This is a genomic window from Allobosea sp. CCNWLY174, from assembly GCF_037120455.1.
GTDB lineage: Bacteria > Pseudomonadota > Alphaproteobacteria > Rhizobiales > Beijerinckiaceae > Allobosea > Allobosea lupini.
Map to the genome: position 1 here is coordinate 291356 of NZ_JBBBBQ010000001.1, position 21299 is coordinate 312654.

A 21299-nucleotide genomic window follows, 5' to 3' on the forward strand; every position below is an offset into this window, starting at 1 on the left:
CTCTCGTCCTGAGATTCTCGGGACAAGCCCGAGAATGACGCCTGAGAAAATTGCCCGATGAGCATTCCGCCTCCTGCCCAGATCGCCAAGCCGCAGCTCGAGCGCGTCCTCGATGCGCTGAACCGCGGCGACAACCCGACGCTCTCCGGCGTGCCCGATGGTTTCGACGCCGTCGTGCTCGCCGATCTGACGCGGGCTCGGGCGAAGAAATCGGAAGGGCCGGCGCTGATCGTCTTCATCGCCCGCGACGGTCAGCGCCTGCAGGTGCTGGAGAACGCGCTGCAGTTCGTCGCGCCCGATCTCGAGGTGATGAGCTTCCCGGCCTGGGACTGCCAACCCTATGACCGCGTCTCGCCGGCGCCCTCGATCGTGGCGCACCGGATGACGACTTTGTCGCGCCTCGCCAGGACCAAGTCCGGCGATCGGCCGCGTCTGCTGCTGACCACCGTCAACGCCGCGCTCCAGCGCGTGCCGGCCTTCGGCAAGGTCGCCTCCGAGAGCTTCTCGGCCGCGCCGGGCAACATGGTCGATACGGAGGAACTGGCGCGCTGGCTCGACGTCAACGGCTACCTGCGGACCTCGACGGTGCGCGAGACCGGCGAGTTCGCCGTGCGTGGCGGCATCGTCGACCTCTTCCCGCCGGGCATGCCGGCGCCGATCCGGCTCGACTTCTTCGGCGACACGCTGGAATCGATCCGGACCTTCGATCCGGAGACGCAGCGCACCACCGGGCAATTGCGCGGGCTCGACCTCGTGCCGATGTCCGAAGCGCAGATGACCAGCGACTCGATCCGTCGCTTCCGCCAATCCTATATCGCGACCTTCGGCACGCCCGGCCGCGACGACACGCTCTATGAGGCGGTGAGCGAAGGCAGGCGTCCGGCCGGTCTCGAGCACTGGCTGCCGCTGCTGGCCGAGAAGCTCGACACGCTCTTCACCTATCTGCCCGATGTCCCGATCGTCCTCGACCATCACGCCGATGATGCGGTGGCCGAGCGCATCAGCCTCATCAAGGACTACTACGACGCCCGCAAGAGCGCGCTCGACCAGCCGTCGCCGGGCTCGATACCCTATAAGCCGCTGCCGCCGGAGGCGCTCTATCTCTCGCCGGCCGATTGGCGCGGCATCATCGGCGAGGCCGGCGTCGCCTCGCTGACGCCGTTCCAGCTGCCGGAGAGCGAAGGCAAGCTCGTCGTCGATCTCGGCGCCAAGCAGGGCCGCAACTTTGCCGCCGAACGCGCCGACAATTCCGGCAGCGTCTTCGACGCGGCCGTCGCGCATGTGAAGGCCCTGGAGGCAGACGGGCGACGCGTCATCCTCGCCGCCTGGTCCGAGGGCTCGCGCGAGCGCCTCGCCCATGTGCTGGCTGATCACGGCCTGAAGACCGTCCAGATGACCGGTAGCTTGCGGGCTGCCTTCGACCTCAAGCCCGGCACCACGGCGCTCGCCGTCTGGGGGTTCGAGACCGGCTTCGAGGCCGGCAGGCTCGCCGTCATCGGCGAACAGGACATCCTGGGCGACCGGCTGGTGCGGCCGCGCAAGAAGACGCGCCGGCCGCAGGACTTCATCAACGAGCTGTCCTCGCTGACACCCGGCGACATCGTCGTCCATGTCGATCACGGCATCGGCCGCTTCGTCGGCCTGCAGACGATCACGGCGGCCGGCGCGCCGCATGACTGCCTCGAAATCCACTACGCCGGCGACGCCAAGCTGTTCCTGCCGGCCGAGAATATCGAGCTGCTCTCGCGCTACGGCTCGGAGGACACCGAGGTTGTGCTCGATCGGCTCGGTGGCGGCGGCTGGCAGGCGCGCAAGGCCAAGCTGAAGCAGCGCATCCGCGAGATGGCTGGCAAGCTGATCCAGATCGCGGCTGCCCGCGCGCTCAAGGAAGCGCCGCGCCTGATCCCGCAGGACGGGCTCTACGACGAGTTCTGCGCCCGCTTCCCCTATGAGGAGACCGAGGACCAGCAGAACACGATCGATGCCGTGCTCGAGGATCTCGCGGCTGGCCGTCCGATGGACCGGCTGGTCTGCGGCGATGTCGGTTTCGGCAAGACCGAGGTGGCGTTGCGCGCCGCCTTCACCGCCGCGCTCGCCGGCAAGCAGGTCGCGGTCGTGGTGCCGACGACGCTGCTGGCGCGCCAGCACTACCGCAATTTCGCCGAGCGCTTCGCCGGCCTGCCGGTCAAGGTCGGCCAGGCCTCGCGCTTCGTCTCGGCGCCCGATCTGAAGGCGGTCAAGCAGGGTATTGCCGACGGGACGATGGACATCACCGTCGGCACACATGCGCTGCTTGGCAAGGGCATCGACTTCAAGGATCTCGGCCTCGTCATCGTCGACGAGGAGCAGCATTTCGGCGTCGCCCATAAGGAGCGACTGAAGGAAATGCGCGCCGAGGTCCACATGCTGACGCTGACGGCGACGCCGATCCCGCGCACGCTCCAGCTCGCCATGACCGGCGTGCGCGAGCTCTCGATCATCGCGACGCCGCCGGTCGACCGGCTGGCGGTGCGCACCTTCGTCACGCCGTTCGATCCGCTGATCGTGCGCGAGGCGCTGCTGCGCGAGCGCTATAGGGGCGGGCGCTCGTTCTATGTCGTGCCGCGCATCGAGGATATCGCCGAGGTCAAGGACTTCCTCGACAAGCAGGTGCCCGAATGCAAGGTCGGCATCGCCCATGGCCAGATGGCTGCGGGCACACTGGAAGACGTGATGACCGCCTTCTACGAGGGCCAGTACGACATCCTGCTCTCGACCACGATCGTCGAATCCGGGCTCGACATCCCGACCGCCAACACGCTGATCATCCACCGCGCCGACATGTTCGGCCTGGCGCAGCTCTATCAGCTCAGGGGCCGCGTCGGCCGCTCCAAGGTGCGCGCCTATGCGCTCTTCACCGTGCCGGCCAACCGCAAGCTGACCGAGCAGGCCGACCGGCGCCTCAAGGTGCTGCAGTCGCTCGATACGCTCGGCGCCGGCTTCCAGCTCGCCAGCCACGACCTCGACATCAGAGGCGCCGGCAACCTGCTCGGCGACGAGCAGTCGGGCCATATCAAGGAGGTCGGCTACGAGCTCTACCAGCAGATGCTGGAGGAGGCAGTGGCGGCGCTGAAGGCCGGCATCGAGATCGAGAGCGACGCTCATTGGTCGCCGAGCATCCAGATCGGCGCGCCGGTGATGATCCCCGAGCACTATGTCGGCGATCTGACGCTCAGGCTGACGCTCTACAAGCGCCTCTCCACGATGGACGACGACGGCGACCTGCAGTCGTTCGGCGCCGAGCTGATCGACCGCTTCGGCCCGCTGCCGGAGGAGGTCAAGCAGCTGCTGGAGATCGTCGCGATCAAGGCGCTCTGCAAGCGCGCCAATGTCGAGAAGGTCGAGGCCGGGCCGAAGGGCATCATCGTCGCCTTCCGCGACAACGAGTTCGCCAATCCGGAGGGGCTCGTCTCGTATGTCGCGAAGATCGGGACGCTGGCCAAGGTTCGCCCCGACATGCGCGTCGTCTTCATCGACGATTTCGAGACGGCCGAGCAACGCCTGACCGGCACGCGCCGGCTGCTGACCGATCTCGCGCGCATCGCCGAGCGGAAGAAGGCGGCTTAGGCTAGGACGCTTTGCAAAAAAAGGCGCGAGTCGTCCCGGGCGACCGCAGGGAGACCCGGGACCCATTCCGGAACCTTGATCGGAAAGGCTCCGGAATGGATCCCGGATCTCCGCTTCGCTCCGTCCGGGATGACGCCGCAAGGGGTATTGAAACCTAACCCTTTGAAAACAAATCTATCATTTTCGGATAGGCTCTAAGCTGAGCCCGGATTGCGCCGCCTGATCTCGACGCGCTCGGGCGCGTGCGTGATCACGTCGACGATGGCGAGGTCGGGTCGGTCTAGGCGCGGCAAACCATCGTCCTCGCCGGCGCGGCGGGTGACGACCAGGCTGGTCAGCGACTTGTGGCCGCCGAGCCGCGAGCGCGCGAGCGCCGGCTCCAGCGCGGCGGGGATGACGAGATGGACCATGCGCCCGCCTTCCAGGCAGGCACGCAGGTCGTCGAGCACGAACAGTCCGAGCGGCAGGAGCTCGACACCAGTGAGCAGCGCGATGCCGGGCCCGGTCGCGAGCGCAGCGAGATCGCCGCCGACCAGCGTGGTGACGATGCGCGAGGACGCCAGCGGCTTCAGCACGCGCGAGATCTCGAGCGCCTTGGCGAGCACCTCCTTCTCACTGACCGTGAAGGGACCGGCGAGGCTATGTCCGTCGACGACGCGGATCGGCGCCCGGTTCGCTGCAGGCGGCAATGCCGATGGCGTAGCGCCGTGGCCGAGCAGCGGCTCCAGCGCCGCGACGCCGTCGGGTACGCGCGCTCCGAAGCCGCCGATGAAGCGCATGCCGAAGGAGCGGGCGGCGACGTCGCGGAGCAGGTGCAGCGGCTGCAGCTCGCCGATCCGTGGCACGCCGAGCGCCATCACCGCGCCGGAGCGCTCGATGATCGGCAACAGCTCCGCTTCCTTGGCGTGGGCCGGCAGGAGCATCGGCGACAGGCCGGCCCGCAGGCTGGCGAGGATCGAGACCAGTGCTTCAGGGCCGAGCGGGGCCAGGATCGCGACGCAGGCGCCGGCTTGCGGCTTGGCGAGGAGCAGAAGGTTGGCGAGCCGGTCGACGCGGCCGTCGAGCTCGGCGAAGCCGAAGGCATTGGGGGAAAAATCGCTCCAGTCGCGCCGGCCGGGCGGGTCGCGGAAAGCCGGCTCATAGCCGCGGCGGGCGGCGAGTGCCTTCAGCAGGCTGTCGAAATCGAGCCCTTCGACCAGCGCGCCGATGGAGATTTCGTCGGAGCCCATCCGCATCGCCGGCCCTAGATCCCGATGGTTTTGGATCGGGTCGATCCAAAACCATAAAGCGTGATCGGTTCTGAGAGTTCAGAGCAGGTTTCCTGCGAAAAATCGGTTCCCACTTTCTCGCGTCCTGCTCTAGTTGGCGGGCGCGGGCGGGGAGGGCGACCGCGCCAGCGTCTCATTTGAGAAGAAGAATTTCGGTCGCCGCTCGGGCAGGGTGATCTCGCGCGCCCGCGCCAGCCAAGTCTCCGGCAGATAGTAGAGCGGCACGACATAGAAGCCGGACAGCAGCAAACGATCGAGCGTGCGCACGGTCGCCACGAAATCCTCGCGCGAACGCGCCGCCAGCAGTGCCTGCAATGTTGCGTCGATGGCCGGCGAGCGCACGCCGGCATAGTTGAGCGCGCCCTTGCGCTCGGCATTGGCCGAGCCCCAGCGGCCGATCTGCTCATTGCCGGGCGAGGCGGAAGCCGGCCAGGTCCACTGGATCATGTCGAAGTCGAAGGTCGAGAGCCGGCGCCAGTACTGGACGTCGTCGATCAACCGGACCGAGACGGTGATGCCCAGGCGTGCGAGCGAGGTCGCATAGTTCAGCGCCAGCCGCTCCTGCGGGCGGTTGGTGACGGTGATCTCGAAGCCGAAAGCCTCGCTCTGGCCGTCCTTGCGCAGCTGCCCGTCGTTCAGCCGGTAGCCGGCGGCTTCCAGCAAAGCGAGCGCGCGGCGGGCCTGGTCGCGGTCGCGGCCGGAGCCGTCGGTCGTGGCCGGGGCCCAGGTTCCGGCGAGGATGTCATCGCGCACCGCACCGGGGAAGGCGGCGAGCAACGCCTTCTCGTGCTGATCGGCCGGCACGCCGAGCGCCGAGAGCTCGCTGTCGGCGAAGAAGCTGCCGGCACGTCGGTAGACGCCGTGGAACAGGTTGCGATTGGCCCATTCGAAGTCGAACAGCATGGCCAGCGCCTCGCGGACGCGGATATCGGCGAATTGCGGGCGGCGTGTATTGAAGACCAGCCCGGTCATGCCCTTGGGCGTCTGGAAGCGGAAGGTGTCGCGGACGATCCGACCCTCGCGCACGGCCGGGACGTCATAGCCGGTCATCCAGCGCGTCGGGTCGCTTTCAAGACGAACATCGTAAAGTCCTGCCTTGAAGGCTTCGAACAAAGCATTGGAATCACGGTAGAAATCGTAGCGGATCTCGTCGGCGTTGAAGAGGCCGCGGGTGAGGGCATGATCCTCGGCCCAGAAATCTTTGCGGCGCTTCAGCCGGAGCATCTCGCCTGGCTTGACCTCCTCGACGAGGTAGGGGCCGGAGCCGAGCGCCGGCTTGAAGCTGGTGTCGCCGAATTTCTCGGCGTCGGTGGCGTGCCTGGCGAAGATCGGCATGGCGCCGATCACCAGCGGCAATTCGCGGTTGGAGCCGTCGCCGAGCTCGAAGACGACGCGATCGGGCGAGGGGGCTTCGACCTTGGTCACGCGACCCAGGCTCGAGCGGTGGAACGGCTTGCCCTTGGTCTTCAGCATCTCGAAGGTGAAGATCACATCGTCCGCCGTCACCGGCTTGCCATCGGAGAAGCGGGCGCGCGGATCGATCTGGAAGGCGAGGCGGGTTCGTTCCGAGTTGAGCTCGACCTTGCTGGCCAGCAGGCCATAAGCGGTGAAAGGCTCGTCGGCGGAGCGGAACAGAAGGCTCTGCTGGACATAGCGCGGGACGGCGTCGGGGGCGACACCCAACACCACCAGCGGATTGAGGCTGTCGAAGGTGCCCTGCTGACCGTAGATGATTCGCCCGCCCTTCGGCGCCTGCGGATCGGCATAGGGCAGGTGAGCGAAACCCTTGGCCAGCTCCGGCTCGCCATGCATGGCGATGGCGGCATCGTTCTCGGCCGCAGCTGCGCGCGGGTTCCCGATCGGCCCGAAAGCCGCCAAGCCCGCCAGGACGAGCCAGAGACACCACGCGTAACGCGCCGCTGCGCTGAAAGGTCGATGCATGCTCGAAACTGATTCCCTGCCGCAGAATAACATGCGATCAAACTTGTCGCGCCGGGCTCTTCGGGGCTGGAAACCTGCGACAGAACTCGCTAAACGCAGGCCGGGCGTCATCCAAACGCCGCAATCGCGCTTGATGTGCTCACGCCGCCACCGGCTCCGGCACCTTGCTGGGTTGAGCCTTGGGTGATGCATGCCGCCGAATCCGGCGGCCGAACCAGTTTCATGGTCAAGGAAACGCAGATGTCAGCTTCGACCCGCCTGTCCCGGAGCCAGGGCGCCACCGCGAAGAGCACGGTCCGCGGCCTCGCGCTCATCCTCGGCGCCGCCGTCGCTCTAGCCCCGATCGCCGCGAGCGCGCAGCAGGCTCAGCCGCAGCGTCCGGCGAATCGCCCGGCCGCGCCGGCGCAGCAGCCCGCTCCCGCTCAGCAGCCGAGCCAGGGCCAGGCTGCCCAGACCGGTCCCACCGTCGTCCAGGTCAAGCCCGAGCCGTCCCAGACGAGCTGGACCAAGGTCTGCGGCAAGGATCAGGCGGCCAACAAGGAAATCTGCTACACCACCCGCGACTTCGTCTCTGACCAGGGCCAGCCGGTGCTTGCCGCCGCGGTCTACGACGTCAAGGGCGACGCCAACAAGATCGTGCGCTTCCTGATGCCGCTCGGCCTGCTGCTGCAGCCGGGCATCCGCTTCGGCGTCGACAACGCGCAGCCGACGCCCGGCCGCTATGCGATCTGCTTCCCGAACGGCTGCTTTGCCGAGGCGCAGGTCAAGGACGACCTCATCAACGCAATGAAGAAGGGCACCACCCTCAACATCAGCGTGCAGAACCAAGGCGCGCGCGAGGTCACCTTCGCCATCCCGCTGGCTGATTTCGCCAAGGCCTTTGACGGCGCGCCGATCGACCCGAAGGTTTTGGAAGAGCAGCAGAAGGCGCTGCAGGACGAACTCGCCAAGCGCCAGGAGGAGCTGCGCAAGCGCCTCAGCGGCGCCGAGGCGACCCCTGGCGCGGCGCCGGCCCCCGGTACGCCGGCCGCCCCGGCTCCGGGCGCGACGCCTGCGCCGGCTCCGAAGCCCTGATCGATCGAACAGGTAGAATGCATATCGACGCCGGGCCTCGTGCCCGGCGTTTTCATGTGTTCAAGGGGCGGCGCGCTCAGTGCGCTTGACCTGCTGCCAGAGCTCCTCGAGCTCCTCCAGGGTGGCCTCCCGCGGCTCGCGCCCCTGGCGCTCCAACGCCGCCTCGATGCCGGCAAAGCGCCGTTGGAATTTTGCGTTGGCAGCAGTCAGGCAGGCCTCGGGATCGGCATCGACATGGCGGGCGAGGTTGGCCACCACGAAGAGCAGGTCGCCGATCTCCTCCTGGATCGCGGCCTTGTCGCCGCCGGCGAGCGCTTCCTCGATCTCGGCGGTCTCCTCGCGGACCTTGTCGAGCACCAATCGGGCATCGTTCCAGTCGAAGCCGACGGTCGAGGCCTTGGCCTGCAGCTTCCAGGCGCGGGTCAGCGCGGGCAGGGTGGTCGGCACGCCGGCGAGCACGCCCTTGGCCTCTGCAGGTTCCGGCAGCCCGGCCTCGGCTCTGGCGCGCGCCTTGTCGGCCTTCTCCTGCGCCTTGATCTGCCCCCAGAGCGCCTTGACCTCAGCGGACGACAGATCGCGCGCATCGCCGAAGACATGCGGATGCCGGCGGATCAGCTTGGTGGTGATCGCCTCGACGACGTCGGGGAAGGCGAAGCTGCCCTGCTCCTGTGCCATTCGGGCGTGGAACACGACCTGCAGCAAGAGGTCGCCGAGCTCGTCCTTGAGATCGACGAGATCGCCGCGGGCGATCGCGTCGGCGACCTCGTGGGCCTCCTCGATCGTGTAGGGCGCAATCGAGGCGAAGTCCTGTTCGAGATCCCAGGGGCAGCCGGAGCCCGGGGTGCGCAGCGCGGCCATGATCTCGATCAGGCGCTCGATGTCGCGAGACGGCTTCATCGCTGCAATTCTCCCTGTGTTGGGGTAGCGTCCTCCCATGATTCAAGTGACCCCGTCCATCGCGATCGACGACAGCGAGATCGAGGAGAGCTTCGTGCGCGCCTCCGGTCCGGGCGGGCAGAACGTCAACAAGGTCTCGACCGCCGTCGAGCTTCGGTTCGACGCCCGCCGCTCGGCCTCGCTGCCCAATGATGTCGCGCTCCGCCTGATGAAGCTCGCCGGCAGCCGGCTGACGCAGGATGGCGTGATCGTCATCACGGCGCAGGAGCATCGCAGCCAGAGCCGCAACCGCGAAGAGGCGCTGGCGCGGCTGGTCGAGCTGATCAGGCAGGCGGAGGTGCGACCTAAGGTTCGGCGGGCGACCAAGCCGACCAAGGCCTCAAAGGAGCGGCGCCTAGCTTCGAAGGTAAAGCGTTCCTCGGTCAAGTCGACCCGCGGCAAGCCGAGGTTCGACTAGCTTGGCGTTAGGGCGGGGCAAAGAGGCGGCACCAGGAGAGCGGCCGGCGCCCAAGCGGATCACGGCCGACTATCTGCGGCGGGCCGCGCTGCATTATCTCGAACGCTATTCAGTCCCGGCGGTGCAATTGCAGCGCGTCCTGCTGCGCAAGGTCGAGCGCAGCTGCCGGCATCACGGCCAAGACCCCCAGGCATTCCGCACGGCGGTCGAGGAGATCGTCAGGTCTTGCGTCGCCTCGGGCCTCGTCGACGACCGCCGCTTCGCCGAGGCGAGGGCGCAGAGCCTGCGCCGCAAGGGGCGCTCGGCGCGGGCCGTGGCAGCGGGGCTTGCGACCAAGGGCGTCGAGCGCGGCCTCGTCGCCGAGGTCGTGGCGACCGACGAGGAGACCGAGCTGGATGCCGCGCGCATCGCTGCCCGCCGCAAGCGCCTCGGACCATGGAGCCGCGGTGATCGCGTCGCGCAGCGGCAAAAGCATATCGCGGCGCTGGCACGCGCCGGCTTCAGCCTAGCGATCGCCCGCGCCGTGATCGACGACGCGGGCGAGGGCGGGTGACCGCTGGACCGGTCAATCGGGCTTGACGTTGGCCTCGGCCACGACCTTGCCCCAGCGCGCGACCTCGACCTTGACGAAATCGCCGAAGGCGGGGCCGTAGAGGTTCGGGATCTCCGAGCCGTTTCTCTTCCAGGCTTCGGTCACCGTCGGCGCAGCCAGCGCCTTCTGCAGCTCGGCCGTCATCTTCGCGACGATCTCGGGCGGCGTGTTCTTCGGCGCCCACATCGCATACCAGGTCGAGACCTCGTAGCCCGGCACGCCCGCTTCCGCGGTGGTCGGAACATCGGGGAAGGCGCTGGCGCGTTTGGGCGCCGCGACGGCGAGGGCCCGCAGCGTGCCGCTGGAGATCTGCGCGGCGGAGGAACCCAGCCCGTCGAAGGCGAGATCGACCTGACCGGCAACGAGATCCTGCATCAGCGGGCCTGCGCCACGATAGGGCACATGGGTCAGGTTCACCTTGGTGGTGAGCTTGAACAGTTCGCCGGCGAGATGGTGCGTGGTGCCGTTGCCGGCCGAGCCATAGTTCAGCTTGTCGGGATTCTTCTTGGCGAAGTCGATCAGCTCCGCCAGCGTCTTGGCCTGGACCTTGCCGGGATGGACGACCACGACCTGCGGCGGCTGGGCGATGACGCCGATCGGGATGAAATCGGTCTGGATGTTGTAGTCGAGCTTCGGATAGAGGGCCGGCGCGATGGCGTGGTGCGCGGCGCCGATGAAGAAGGTGTAGCCGTCGGGCGCGGCCTTCGAGGCGGCCGAAGCGCCGACCGTGCCGCCGGCGCCGCCGCGGTTGTCGATCAGGATGCGCTGGCCGAACTGCTGCTCGAGCTGGGCGGCAAGGGGGCGGGCAAAGGCGTCGGTGCCGCCGCCGGCCGGGAACGGCACGATGAAGCTGACGGGCTTCTGCGGCCAGGATTGAGCCGTCGCCGGCGCTGCCGGGACGAGCTGGATGAGGGTGGCGAGCGCGAGTGCGCCGAGCCAGCCGGATTTCGACATCGATTTGATCTCCCTTGGATATCCGGACTCTTGAAGGTCCTTGCAATCGCTTCTGGCAGAATGCCGGGCGTTCCGTCAGATTAGCGCATTGCGATATCGGAATGGCAACCCGACCAAAGCAGGGTCTACCCGGCAGCCGACCGAACTGGCTGTCAGGATCGCCGCAACCGAAATCGGCCGGGAAATCCGGGCGTTTTGCATCACGTTGAAGCCAACCGGTTGGCAGGAGTGTCGGCTGCGGAGATTGACATTCATCGGCCTAGTACGTTGATATCAACATATATAGAGCGTTCGGCCTGACAGCAGAACGGCCGGCCTGAACCGTGCTCGACAGCGGGCGTTTGGCGATGAGCAGGAGCCGCATGGGTAAGGTCGCCGGTTGGCGAACACGTCATGCGCCGCTGCTGGACAATGACGGCTACGACGAGGGTGTGGGCTGGGTCACCACCTAACCGGGTGCGTTTCGGTCGGTCGATGCCGCCAGATTCGCGCCGATCTCAGACGAAAAAGGGAGACGACCATGAAGATCGTGACCAGCCTGAGCTTTCAGGGGCAGTGCCGCGAGGCTTTCGAGTTCTATGCCAAAGTGCTGGGCGGCAAGATCACGGCCGCCATGCCCTATAGCGATGCGCCGCCCGGCATGGGCATGCCGGACACCGACGGCAAGTATAAGAACTGGCTGATGCATTGCTGGCTCGAGGTCGGCGACCAGGCGCTGATGGGCGCCGACATGGATACCGCCTGGGCCCACAACATCGACAAACCCAAGAACGGCTTCGACGTCACCCTGCACACCAACGACAAGGCCCAGGGCCAGCGCTGGTTCGAGCAGTTGGCCGACGGGGGCAGGGCCGTGATGCCGTTCAGCGAGACCTTCTGGTCGCCCGGCTTCGGCTCCCTCGTCGACAAGTTCGGAATCCCGTGGATGGTCAACACCATCCCGTCGGCCGACTGGAAACCGTCGCAGGGCTGAGGCGGCCCGATCCCGATAAAAAGCTGCGGCGGGATGTCGGCTTCGCCAAGGCCGATCCGTCCTTGGGGCATTGAGCGCACCCGCGGGGCCAGTCCGGCTGACCGGGGCGCTCCTCGGAGAAGGTGATGAGCCAGTCCTATCGTTGGGTGATCGTCGCCGCAGGCGGCCTGCTCGGCTGCGTCGCGGTCGGCGCCATGTTCTCGTTGCCGGTCTTCCTGCGGCCGATGTCGCAGGATACCGGCTGGTCCGTCACCGGGATCTCGACGGCGATGACGATCGGTTTCCTCGCCATGGCGGCAGCCAGCATGGTCTGGGGCAATCTCTCCGATCGCTATGGGCCGCGCCCGGTGGTGCTGACCGGATCGATCGTCCTGGCTGCGAGCCTGGCGTTCGCGAGCAGGGCGGATTCCCTGATCGAATTCCAGCTGCTCTTCGGCCTTCTGGTCGGTGCGGCGACCGCAGCCGTCTTCGCGCCGATGATGGCCTGCGTCACCGGCTGGTTCGAGACTCAGCGCGGCCTTGCGGTCTCGCTCGTCTCGGCCGGAATGGGGATGGCGCCGATGACCATGGCGCCGCTGGCAGCCTGGCTGGTCACCATCCATGACTGGCGCGCCTCGATGCAGATCATCGCCGGCATCGCGGCGGTGCTGATGATCCCTGCGGCGCTCCTGGTGCGCCGGCCGCCAGCGCTGGAGGCAGCTGCTGCCAAGACCGAGACGACCGAAGTCACGCAAGAAGAGATGAGCGTCGGCCAGGCGGTGCGTTCGCCGCAGTTCATCACGCTCATGCTGGCGAATTTCTTCTGCTGCGCCACGCATTCCGGGCCGATCTTCCACACGGTGAGCTATGCCGTGAGCTGTGGCATCCCGATGCTCGCGGCCGTGTCGATCTACAGCGTCGAGGGATTGGCCGGCATGTTCGGCCGTCTCGGCTTCGGTGTCGCGGGGGACCGGTTCGGCGCGCAGCGGGTCCTGATCCTCGGGCTGCTGGCCCAGGCTTTCGGCGTGCTGGCCTATGCCTTCGTCGGCGAGCTCGCCGGCTTCTATGCGGTCGCTGTGATCGTCGGCTTCATCTACGCCGGCACCATGCCGCTCTATGCCGTGATCATTCGCGAGAATTTCCCGCTGAAGATGATGGGTACGATCATCGGCGGCACGGCGATGGCCGGAAGCTTGGGCATGTCGACCGGCCCGCTGCTCGGCGGCCTGATCTACGACCGGTTCGGTAGCTACGCGCCGATGTATGTCGGCTCCTGGCTCCTCGGCCTGGCGGCGATGCTGGTCCTGTGGAGCTTCCGGCCGTTTCCCGAGAAGCGGGCGGAGCTGGCGGTGGCGTGAAGGGCTTGCGCGTCGCGATGGCAGGGGGCTCAACGCGATCGGCTCATTGCTTCAACGCCTGGTGTGGTTGCGCCGGGCGTTGGAAGACGGAGTGGAGGGGCTGGAGAGAAGCGATCCGCAGGCCCAGATCCGATTCGCATAAGACATATTATGGAACTTAAATTGATGCCCGGAAATGCCCCAGTGAGGCCGGCCTAGCTCTCGACCGTCAGCGTCATGCCATCGAACGCCGGTTCAATATTGGCCGGTAAGCGCTTGGCTAAGCTGGCATAATCGAGATCGACGTGGAGGTTGGTCAGGATGGCGCGGCGCGGCCTGAGCTGCGCGATCGCTTCCAGGGATTGCTCCAGATTGAAGTGGCTGGGATGCGGCGATTCACGCAGGCAGTCGAGGACGAGAAGGTCGAGCCCGTTCATCGCCGCCATCGCTTCTGGCGGGATCGCGCTGACATCGGGCGCATAGGCAAAATCGCCGAAGCGGAAGCCGAGCGCGTCATAGTTCGGGCCGTGCTCGAGCCGGAACGGCAATGTCTCGATCGGTCCGCCAGCGCCGTCGATCACGAGCGGTTCGCCGGCTGCGAGCGGCTTCAGATCGAGGATCGGCGGATACAAGCTGCCGGGCGGCGTCTCGAACAGATAGCCGAAGCGCTGGCGCAGCGTCACGGCCGTTACGGCATCGGCGTGGACCGGGATGCGCTTGCGCATATGCAGCACCAGCGCGCGCAGATCGTCGATGCCATGGGTGTGGTCGGCATGGTCGTGGCTGAACAGGGTCACGTCGAGCCGGTTGATCTCAGCCGACAGGAGCTGCTCGCGCAGGTCCGGCGTGGTGTCGATCAGCACGCTCGTCGCGCCGTTCAGGCCGCGGCGCTCGACCAGGATCGAGCAGCGCCGGCGCCGGTTCTTCGGATCGTTGGGGTCGCAGGCGCCCCAGCCGGAGCCTGGCCGTGGCACGCCGCCGGATGAGCCGCAGCCGAGGATGGTGACGGTCAGGCTCATGCGGCGGCGCCAGCCTCAGGCAACCCGCGCCACAGGCGCCGCATGGTCCATCTTCCAGTAGCAGCGCCTGGCGTTCTCCGTCGTGATCCGGGCGATCTCGTCGAAGGAGACGCCTTTGACCTCGGCGAGAACCTTAGCAGTTTCAACGACATAGGACGGTTCGTTGCGCTTGCCGCGGTAAGGCGTGGGGGCGAGGTAGGGCGCGTCGGTTTCGACCAGCAGGTGCTCCATCGGGATGTCGCGGGCGATATCCCGTAGCGCCTGCGACGTCTTGAAGGTCAGGATACCGGAGAAGGAGATATAGAGGCCGAGCTCGACACCCGTGCTGGCCAGCATCTCACCGGCGGTGAAGCAGTGCAGGATGGCGGGGAAGGCGCCCTTCCCCATTTCCTCGCGCAGGATCGCCGCCATGTCCTCGTCGGCTTCGCGCGAATGGATCACCAGCGGCAGCTGGGTCTCGCGGGCCGCGGCGATATGGGTGCGCAGGCCCTGCTCCTGCGCTTCGCGCGGGCTCTTGTCGTAGTGATAGTCGAGCCCGGCCTCGCCGATCGCGACGCAGCGCGGATGACGCGACAGTGCGACCAGCTGCCCGGCGGTGACGTCGAGCTCTTCATGCGCGCCATGCGGATGCGTGCCGACCGTGCACCAGACCGAGGGGAAACGCTCGGCCAGCGCCGCATAGGTGTCAAAGCGAGCAACACGGGTCGAGATCGTCACCATCCGGCCGACGCCGGCCGCTTCGGCACGGCCGACGTAAGACGCGATATCCTCGGCGAAATCCGGGAAATCGAGATGGCAATGCGTATCGATCAGCATCAGGCCGCCTCGCCGCCTTCCGGCTCGACATAGCGCGGGAAGACCGCGCTCGGCGCCGGCAGCACGGTGTCCGAGGTGAGGCGGCCGGCCTCGCCGAGCGCGGCGAAGTCGCGCGCCTCCGCCGGGACCGCGAGCAGATCGAGCAGCCTGGCCATCGATTGCGGCATCACCGGCTGGGTCAGGATAGCGACCTGCCGGATCGTCTCGATCGTGACGTAGAGCACCGTATCGCGGCGGACCGGGTCGCTCTTGGAGAGCTTCCACGGCTCGTTGTTGGCGAAATAGCGGTTGGCCTCGGCGACCACGGCCCAGATGTCCGCCAGCACGACGTGCAGCGCGAAATCCTGCATGGCCGCGCGCGTCTTCGCCAGCAGCCCGTCGGCCTGCGCCAGCATGGCGCGATCGCCTTCCGTCAGCGCACCGGCCGGCGGCACCCTGCCCTCGCAGTTCTTGGCGATCATCGACAGCGAGCGCTGCGCCAGATTGCCGAGATCATTGGCGAGGTCGGCATTGATGCGTCCGACGATCGCCTCGTGGCTGTAGTTGCCATCCTGGCCGAAGGAGACCTCGCGCAGGAAGAAATAGCGCAGCTGGTCGACGCCGTAGCTATCGGCGAGCGCGAACGGGTCGACGACGTTGCCGACCGATTTCGACATCTTGGCGCCCTTGTTCAGCAGGAAGCCGTGACCGAAGACACGCCTCGGCAGCGGCAGCCCCGCCGACATCAGGAAGGCCGGCCAGTAGACCGTATGGAAGCGTACGATGTCCTTGCCGATGATGTGGACATCGGCCGGCCAGTAGTGCCAGCGCGGATCGCTCTCGTCGGGGAAGCCACAGCCGGTAACGTAGTTGTTGAGCGCGTCGACCCAGACATACATCACATGCTTGGGATCGCCCGGGACCGGCAGCCCCCAGTCGAAGGTGGTGCGGCTAATCGAGAGATCCTCGAGCCCGCTTTGGACGAAGGACACGATCTCGTTGCGGCGCGTTTCCGGCGAGACGAAGTCCGGCACGTCGCGATAAAGCGCGAGCAGCTTGTCCTGATAGGCCTTCAGACGGAAGAAATAGCTCTCCTCCTCGACCCATTCGACCGGCGTGCCCTGCCCGCCCAGGCGCGTGCCGTCGGGTTGGAGGGTCGTCTCCTCCTCGCCATAGAAGGCTTCGTCCCGGACCGAGTACCAGCCGGAATATTTGGCGAGGTAGATGTCGCCATTGGCCTCCATCCTGCGCCAGAGTTCCTGCGTCGAGGGCAGGTGGTCGGTGTCGGTGGTGCGGATGAAGCGGTCGAACGAGCAGCCCAGCCGCTGCTCCATCTCCTCGAAGCGCACGGCGATGCCGTCGACGAAATCCTTGGGCGAGAGCCCGTTCTGCGCAGCAGTGCGCTGCACCTTCTGGCCGTGCTCGTCGGTGCCGGTCATGGCGAAGACGTCATAGCCATCGAGGCGCTTGAAGCGGGCGATCGCATCCGCCGACACCATCTCATAGGCGTGGCCGATATGCGGCGGGCCGTTGGTGTAGTGGATCGCAGTCGTCAGATAGAACTTCGGGGCCGAGGCCATTGGTCTGTCCGGTCGTCAAAGAGTGAGAGCAGGACTTGCGCGAAAACCGGTTTCCACTTTTCGCATCCTGCTCCTGGTTTCAGGCCGCGCGCGAACGGGAAACCGCCTCCGACAGATCGTGAAACAGCGACATGACGAGGGGGCGGCGATCGAGATTGTAGGTTTCGACCTCGTTCGCGGCGCGTGCAAGTCTCTCCCACACCTCCGCGAGGGGCGCAAGCCGGGCCGGGCCGGCGGCGGCATGCGCATGAAGGTGCGCGCCGAGCCAGCCCTGCACGGTCTCGATCATGACCGCGAAATCGGCCTCGCCTGCCCTGCCCGCGACATCCTCGCCCAGCGCCAGCAGGGCCGAGAGATCGATCGAGGGCAACGCGTCGAGCCGCGCCCTCACCGCTTCGACCAGCGCCAGCGTTTCCGGGTCGACATAGGTCAGCGCCCGTTTGACCGAGCCTTCGGACAGAGTGGCAGCGCGGTGGAGCGCCGAGGCGTCATAGGGCAGGCGCATGCGCTCCAGCGCGATCGCGCCGGCCTGCGCGACATCTGCCTCGCCGAGTGGCTCGAAGGAGAGCAGCCGGCAGCGCGAGCGGATGGTCGGCAGGACGCGGCCGGGCGCATGGGCGACGATCAGGAAGAGGCAGCGCGGCGGCGGCTCCTCGAGCAGCTTCAGCAGGGCGTTGGCGCCCGGCCGGTCGAGGTCCTCGGCTGAATCGACGATCGCGACGCGCCAGCCGCCCTCGCCCGCGCTGGAGCCGAAGCGGTCGATGATCCGGCGCACGAGATCGACCGGGATATTGCTGGTGAAGCTCTTGCCATCCGGCTTGGCGATGCGCCGCAGCAGATGCAGGTCGGGATGCGACTGCGCCGCGATCTTGCGGGTGGCTCCCTCCGTTTCGGGCACGGCGAGATCGCGGGAATCTTCGGCGCGGCGCAGCGGATCGCCCTCGGCCAGCATGAAGCGGGCGGCGCGATAGGCGAAGCTCGCCTTGCCGACGCCCTCCGGGCCGCCGAGCAGCCAGGCATGGTGCATGCGGCCTGAGCGTAATGCCGTCAGGAGGGCTTCCTCCTGGCGCTGGTGACCAACAAGGGCCAGCGTCTCGCGTGGATGCGGCGCGTTCGGCAGGCGGTCGGGTTCGTTGCTCGATTCGATCATGCCGGCGCAATCTGCGGCAAGGGCAGCCGGCTGGAAAGCGCTTCCCAGGCGGTATCCGCGAGCACCTCCGGCGGGAGGCTGGCGTCGAGCACGACGCAGCGCTGCGGCTCGGCGGAAGCGATGTCGAGAAAGCCCTGGCGCAGGCGGCGATGGAAGCTGATCGTTTCGCTTTCGAAACGGTCTGTCGCCTCGCCCGGCTGGCGACGACGGGCGGCGCGGGCGAGGCCCGTCTCGGGCGCGAGGTCGAGGATGAAGGTCAGCTCCGGCATCAGGCCGGCGATGGCGACGGTCTCTAGGGCAGCGAGCTTGTCTCCGGCGATCTCGCCGAGCGTGCCCTGGTAGACGCGGGTCGAATCGATGAAGCGGTCGCAGATCACCCAGGCGCCGCGCTTGAGCGCCGGCCTGATCCGGCTGTCGACATGGTCGATGCGGGCTGCCTGGAACATCAGCGCTTCGGCGAAGGCACCATAGGGCTTGATCCGCCCAGCGAGCAGCGCCTCGCGGATGCGCTCGGCCTTGGGAGAGCCGCCGGGTTCGCGTGTCAGCTCGACGGTAAGCCCTTGCGCCTCCAGCCGCGCCGCGAGCGCCTTGGCGAGGGTCGACTTGCCGGCCCCCTCCCCGCCCTCGAGCGTGATGAAATGCCCGGTCGCAGGCTGCACCTTAGCTTTGGCCAAGCTCAACTCCGCTTCAGGGCCTTGCGGACCCAGCCGGTCGCGGCCTCCATCAGCGCATCGAACGCCCGCTGCTGCAGGGTTCCGGCCGCGATCGACTCGGCCGCATAGAGCGGGATCTCCAGCGTCTTGATCTCGCCGCGCGTGACCAGCAGGCGACCGACTTCCGTCCCCTCCGCCACCGGCGCCTGCAGGGGCCCCCGATAAACGATTCGAGCAGCGAGGCGTTCGCTGCTGCCGCGCGGTACCAGCAGATTGACCGGCCCTTTCGCCTTCAGCGCGATGCGCCCTTTCTCGCCACCGAAGACGCTGGCCTCGCCGACGGTCTCGCCCTCGGCGAAGACCTGCCGCTGCTCGAAGGAGCGGAAGCCCCATTCGAGCAGCTTGCGGGCCTCGCTGGCGCGATCGCGCGCATTCTTCAGCCCGTTGACCACGACGATCAGACGCTGGCCCTTCTGCACGGCCGAGCCGACGAGGCCGTAGCCGGTCTCGTCGATATTGCCTGTCTTGAGGCCGTCGGCGCCGATATCCATGGCGAGCAGCGGGTTGCGGTTGCTCTGCTTGATCTTGTTCCAGGTGAAGTCGCGCTGGCCGAAGATCCGGTAAAGCTCTGGATAGGTCTTGACGATATGGTCGGCCAGGAAGGCGAGCTCGCGCGCGGTCACCTTCTGCTGCGGATCGGCCATGCCGGTGGCATTGCGGAACTGCGATTTGGGCATGCCGAGCGCGTGGACACGCTCGGTCATGATCCTGGCGAAGCTCGCCTCATCGCCCGCCACGGCCTCGGCCAGCGCGATCGCGGCATCGTTGCCGGAGTGCACGATCAGGCCCTGAAGGATGTCGCCGAGCTTCACCCGGCTGTTGACGATGGCGAACATGGTCGAGCCGCCCGAGACGCCGCCCCCCTTGCGCCAGGCGTTCTCCGAGATCGAGATCTCGGTCTCCAGCGTCATCTTGCCGGCTGCGATCTCCTGGAAGGCGACGAGGGCGGTGGCGAGCTTGGCGAGGCTCGCCGGCACCATCAGCTCGTCGGCGGCCTTCTCATAGAGCACGGCGCCGCTGGCGGAATCGAGCAGGATCGCGTAGGGCGCGGCTGATTGGAAAGCCTGCGCGCGAGCGAGCCCCGGAGCCAGCGCAAGCAGCAGGGCCAGCACTGCGAGAATTCCGCCGGAGGCTGGCAAATAGCGGGCGCGCGCCATCCCTGATCGACCTTGCGTCATATCGAGATCAGATGATGTGCCAGTCCGGGCGGTCAAGCCCGCAACAGGATCAATTCCGCGCCAGAGGCTGCTGCTTCGTGCCGGTGGACAGCGGCGAGCCCTTGGCAAGACGCAGGGCCGGCGCCTTCTCGGTGGCGGCAGGGAGGCTGGCGGTGCGCGGCACCGGCAGCGTCGTCGTCACATTCGGACGCAAGCCCGGAACCGGCTTGCCGGCATGGGCGGCGGCGCCGAGATCGAAGGGCCGGGACGGCGGCAGGCGGACTCCGCTGATCGGGACGCCCGCCGCAGACGGCGACGCCGCGACGCTGGCGACGATCGGGCTCTGCACGGCGATCGTCCGCGGCTGCTCGGGAGCGTAGGCCTGGACGACGGGCTGCGCTTCGACCGGCGCAGGTTCAGTGCGAACAGGCGTCGGAGCGGGAGCGGGCCTGGCGGCTTCGTCGTCGAGATCCGGCCCCGCGGAGCGGCCGAGATCGACCTGAGACGCGGCGCTCGCGATCATCGTCCGGCTGCTCTGGCCCGGTATCGAGGCCGGCGAGCCGTCGGTGCGCAGCGAGGCGAGCAGCATCTGGTCGTCCGAGCCGGCGAGCGAGGCCTGGCCGAGATACTCGATCTTGACGCGCGCCGTGCCGAGATGCCGGAAGGCGAGCGCATCGGCGGTCTTCTGCGAGACGTCCATGACACGGCCGCCATGGAACGGACCACGATCGTTGACACGCACGATGATCGAGCGGCTGTTGGTGACGTTGGTGACGCGGGCATAGGCCGGCAGCGGCATGGTCGGATGCGCGGCGCTGATGCTCATGCGATCATAGACTTCGCCGTTGGCGGTGCGCCGGCCATGGAAGGCCTCGCCGTACCAGGAGGCGGTGCCGACGGCCGTGTAGCCGACCGGCTTTTCGTAAGGGGTGTAGCGCTTGCCGGCGACGGTGTAGCTGCGGCCGATCAGCTCGCGGCCGCCGCCCTTGGGCACCGGCTGCCCTTCTTCGACGACGCGGGCGCTGGCCGGACCGTATTTCGAGGACGGGAAGGCGCCGATCTCTTTCGATTTGCCGCGGCGGGCGACCTGGTTGTTGGCGCAGTTGGCGAGGAAAAGGCCGGCCAGCACGACGCAGCCAAGGCGGGTCGCCGTGGACAGGGAGGGCGAGGAGCTACGAGGGGCGTAGCCGGACTCGGCCACAGAGGAGGTCTCCGCCGCTGCGCTCGTGCCTCGCATCATGCCGCATTCCTGTTCGTCGCGCCGAAAATGCTGCGCCGCCCAAGCCACCACCGTGGCAGGGGCGCAGTTTTCGACCAATTCCATTAAGGGATCGTTAAGCGGCGGCAGCGTGAACGCGTGACCGTCAACGGAAACCCAGCACCGCCCTTGGGCGGGCACAAAGGTGTCGGAAATGCGGCAGCTGTCAATCCGCCACCATTCCGTTGCCATTTTTCGGTGGAGCGTGACCGAGCCGCAACGCCCGAACGGGCTTCACGGTGCGGCTTGACGAGATGCGCGGAGCATTGCCGCAAGCTTTTGAAAACGCGCGTATTCTCCGGAGGTTGGGCAAAGATTGCCACGATCGCTCCTCATGCGGCTTGCAAAAATCGACAGGGAACGGCAATGACGAGGCGCCGGAAGGGTGGCCGAGTGGTTTAAGGCAGCGGTCTTGAAAACCGCCGTGGGTGCAAGCCCACCGTGGGTTCGAATCCCACCCCTTCCGCCATTTATCCTTAGAGCCCGACGCGCCGATCTCATGCTTTGCCGCTGGAGGCGGGGAACGCGAAGCGCGAGTCTGAAGCCTGC

17 protein-coding genes and 1 tRNA gene are annotated in these 21299 nt (G+C 67.2%); 7 read left to right on the plus strand and 11 right to left on the minus strand.

Annotation, left to right across the window (positions count from 1 at the left end; all coding sequences use genetic code 11):
- The first annotated feature begins 57 nt into the window (after positions 1-57).
- Positions 58-3606, plus strand: coding sequence for a transcription-repair coupling factor (mfd, locus tag V7S63_RS01410; RefSeq protein ID WP_336528956.1), 3549 nt, complete (start codon positions 58-60; stop codon positions 3604-3606).
- A gap of 194 nt (positions 3607-3800) precedes the next feature.
- Here mfd and V7S63_RS01415 read toward each other — a convergent pair whose 3' ends face one another.
- On the minus strand, positions 3801-4835 hold the full coding sequence (locus V7S63_RS01415) for an AMP-binding protein (protein WP_336528957.1): 1035 nt from the start codon (positions 4833-4835) through the stop codon (positions 3801-3803).
- Between the two features lie 129 nt (positions 4836-4964).
- Positions 4965-6815: an extracellular solute-binding protein gene (locus V7S63_RS01420; protein ID WP_336528958.1), complete on the minus strand. Its 1851-nt coding sequence runs from the start codon at positions 6813-6815 to the stop codon at positions 4965-4967.
- A 240-nt stretch (positions 6816-7055) separates the two neighbouring features.
- Here V7S63_RS01420 and V7S63_RS01425 point away from each other — a divergent pair, with 240 nt between their 5' ends.
- Positions 7056-7889, plus strand: a complete 834-nt coding sequence (locus V7S63_RS01425) for an invasion associated locus B family protein (RefSeq protein WP_336528959.1) — start codon at positions 7056-7058, stop codon at positions 7887-7889.
- A gap of 60 nt (positions 7890-7949) precedes the next feature.
- On the opposite strand, the gene mazG is transcribed toward V7S63_RS01425, so the two are convergent.
- Positions 7950-8786, minus strand: a complete 837-nt coding sequence (mazG, locus tag V7S63_RS01430) for a nucleoside triphosphate pyrophosphohydrolase (RefSeq protein ID WP_336528960.1) — start codon at positions 8784-8786, stop codon at positions 7950-7952.
- A 37-nt stretch (positions 8787-8823) separates the two neighbouring features.
- Here mazG and arfB point away from each other — a divergent pair, with 37 nt between their 5' ends.
- Positions 8824-9243: an alternative ribosome rescue aminoacyl-tRNA hydrolase ArfB gene (gene arfB / locus V7S63_RS01435; protein ID WP_091828879.1), complete on the plus strand. Its 420-nt coding sequence runs from the start codon at positions 8824-8826 to the stop codon at positions 9241-9243.
- Position 9244: 1 nt separating this feature from the next.
- Complete coding sequence (locus V7S63_RS01440) at positions 9245-9796, plus strand: regulatory protein RecX (protein ID WP_336528961.1); 552 nt, start codon at positions 9245-9247, stop codon at positions 9794-9796.
- A gap of 12 nt (positions 9797-9808) precedes the next feature.
- On the opposite strand, the gene V7S63_RS01445 is transcribed toward V7S63_RS01440, so the two are convergent.
- Positions 9809-10789 carry a Bug family tripartite tricarboxylate transporter substrate binding protein gene (locus V7S63_RS01445; protein ID WP_336528962.1) on the minus strand — a complete coding sequence of 327 codons (981 nt, stop codon included), beginning with the start codon at positions 10787-10789 and terminating at the stop codon, positions 9809-9811.
- 520 nt (positions 10790-11309) lie between these two features.
- On the opposite strand from V7S63_RS01445, the gene V7S63_RS01450 reads away from it, so the two are divergent.
- Together V7S63_RS01450 and V7S63_RS01455 are read left to right on the plus strand one after the other, a co-directional pair.
- Entirely contained in the window at positions 11310-11762 is a 453-nt protein-coding gene (locus V7S63_RS01450) for a VOC family protein (RefSeq protein WP_336528963.1), read from the plus strand.
- A gap of 125 nt (positions 11763-11887) precedes the next feature.
- On the plus strand, positions 11888-13099 hold the full coding sequence (locus V7S63_RS01455) for an MFS transporter (protein WP_336528964.1): 1212 nt from the start codon (positions 11888-11890) through the stop codon (positions 13097-13099).
- A 194-nt stretch (positions 13100-13293) separates the two neighbouring features.
- On the opposite strand, the gene V7S63_RS01460 is transcribed toward V7S63_RS01455, so the two are convergent.
- The 7 genes from V7S63_RS01460 to V7S63_RS01490 all read right to left on the minus strand — a co-directional run bounded on the left by V7S63_RS01460 (position 13294) and on the right by V7S63_RS01490 (position 20732).
- The gene (locus tag V7S63_RS01460) at positions 13294-14097 is read right to left on the minus strand and encodes an MBL fold metallo-hydrolase (RefSeq protein ID WP_336528965.1); all 804 of its coding nucleotides are present in this window, start codon (positions 14095-14097) and stop codon (positions 13294-13296) included.
- 15 nt (positions 14098-14112) lie between these two features.
- Entirely contained in the window at positions 14113-14913 is an 801-nt protein-coding gene (locus V7S63_RS01465; RefSeq protein WP_336528966.1) for a TatD family hydrolase, read from the minus strand.
- Positions 14913-16472, minus strand: a complete 1560-nt coding sequence (gene metG, locus V7S63_RS01470) for a methionine--tRNA ligase (protein WP_336528967.1) — start codon at positions 16470-16472, stop codon at positions 14913-14915. Before metG ends, V7S63_RS01465 begins: the two co-directional genes overlap by 1 nt.
- Before the next feature lie 79 nt (positions 16473-16551).
- Positions 16552-17622, minus strand: coding sequence for a DNA polymerase III subunit delta' (locus tag V7S63_RS01475; RefSeq protein ID WP_336528968.1), 1071 nt, complete (start codon positions 17620-17622; stop codon positions 16552-16554).
- On the minus strand, positions 17619-18296 hold the full coding sequence (gene tmk, locus V7S63_RS01480) for a dTMP kinase (protein ID WP_100960430.1): 678 nt from the start codon (positions 18294-18296) through the stop codon (positions 17619-17621). Before tmk ends, V7S63_RS01475 begins: the two co-directional genes overlap by 4 nt.
- Positions 18297-18298: 2 nt before the next feature.
- Positions 18299-19492: a D-alanyl-D-alanine carboxypeptidase family protein gene (locus tag V7S63_RS01485; protein WP_336528969.1), complete on the minus strand. Its 1194-nt coding sequence runs from the start codon at positions 19490-19492 to the stop codon at positions 18299-18301.
- Between the two features lie 70 nt (positions 19493-19562).
- Positions 19563-20732, minus strand: a complete 1170-nt coding sequence (locus V7S63_RS01490) for a septal ring lytic transglycosylase RlpA family protein (protein WP_336528970.1) — start codon at positions 20730-20732, stop codon at positions 19563-19565.
- Between the two features lie 397 nt (positions 20733-21129).
- Here V7S63_RS01490 and V7S63_RS01495 point away from each other — a divergent pair.
- Positions 21130-21219, plus strand: a tRNA-Ser gene (locus V7S63_RS01495).
- Positions 21220-21299: the final 80 nt, after the last annotated feature.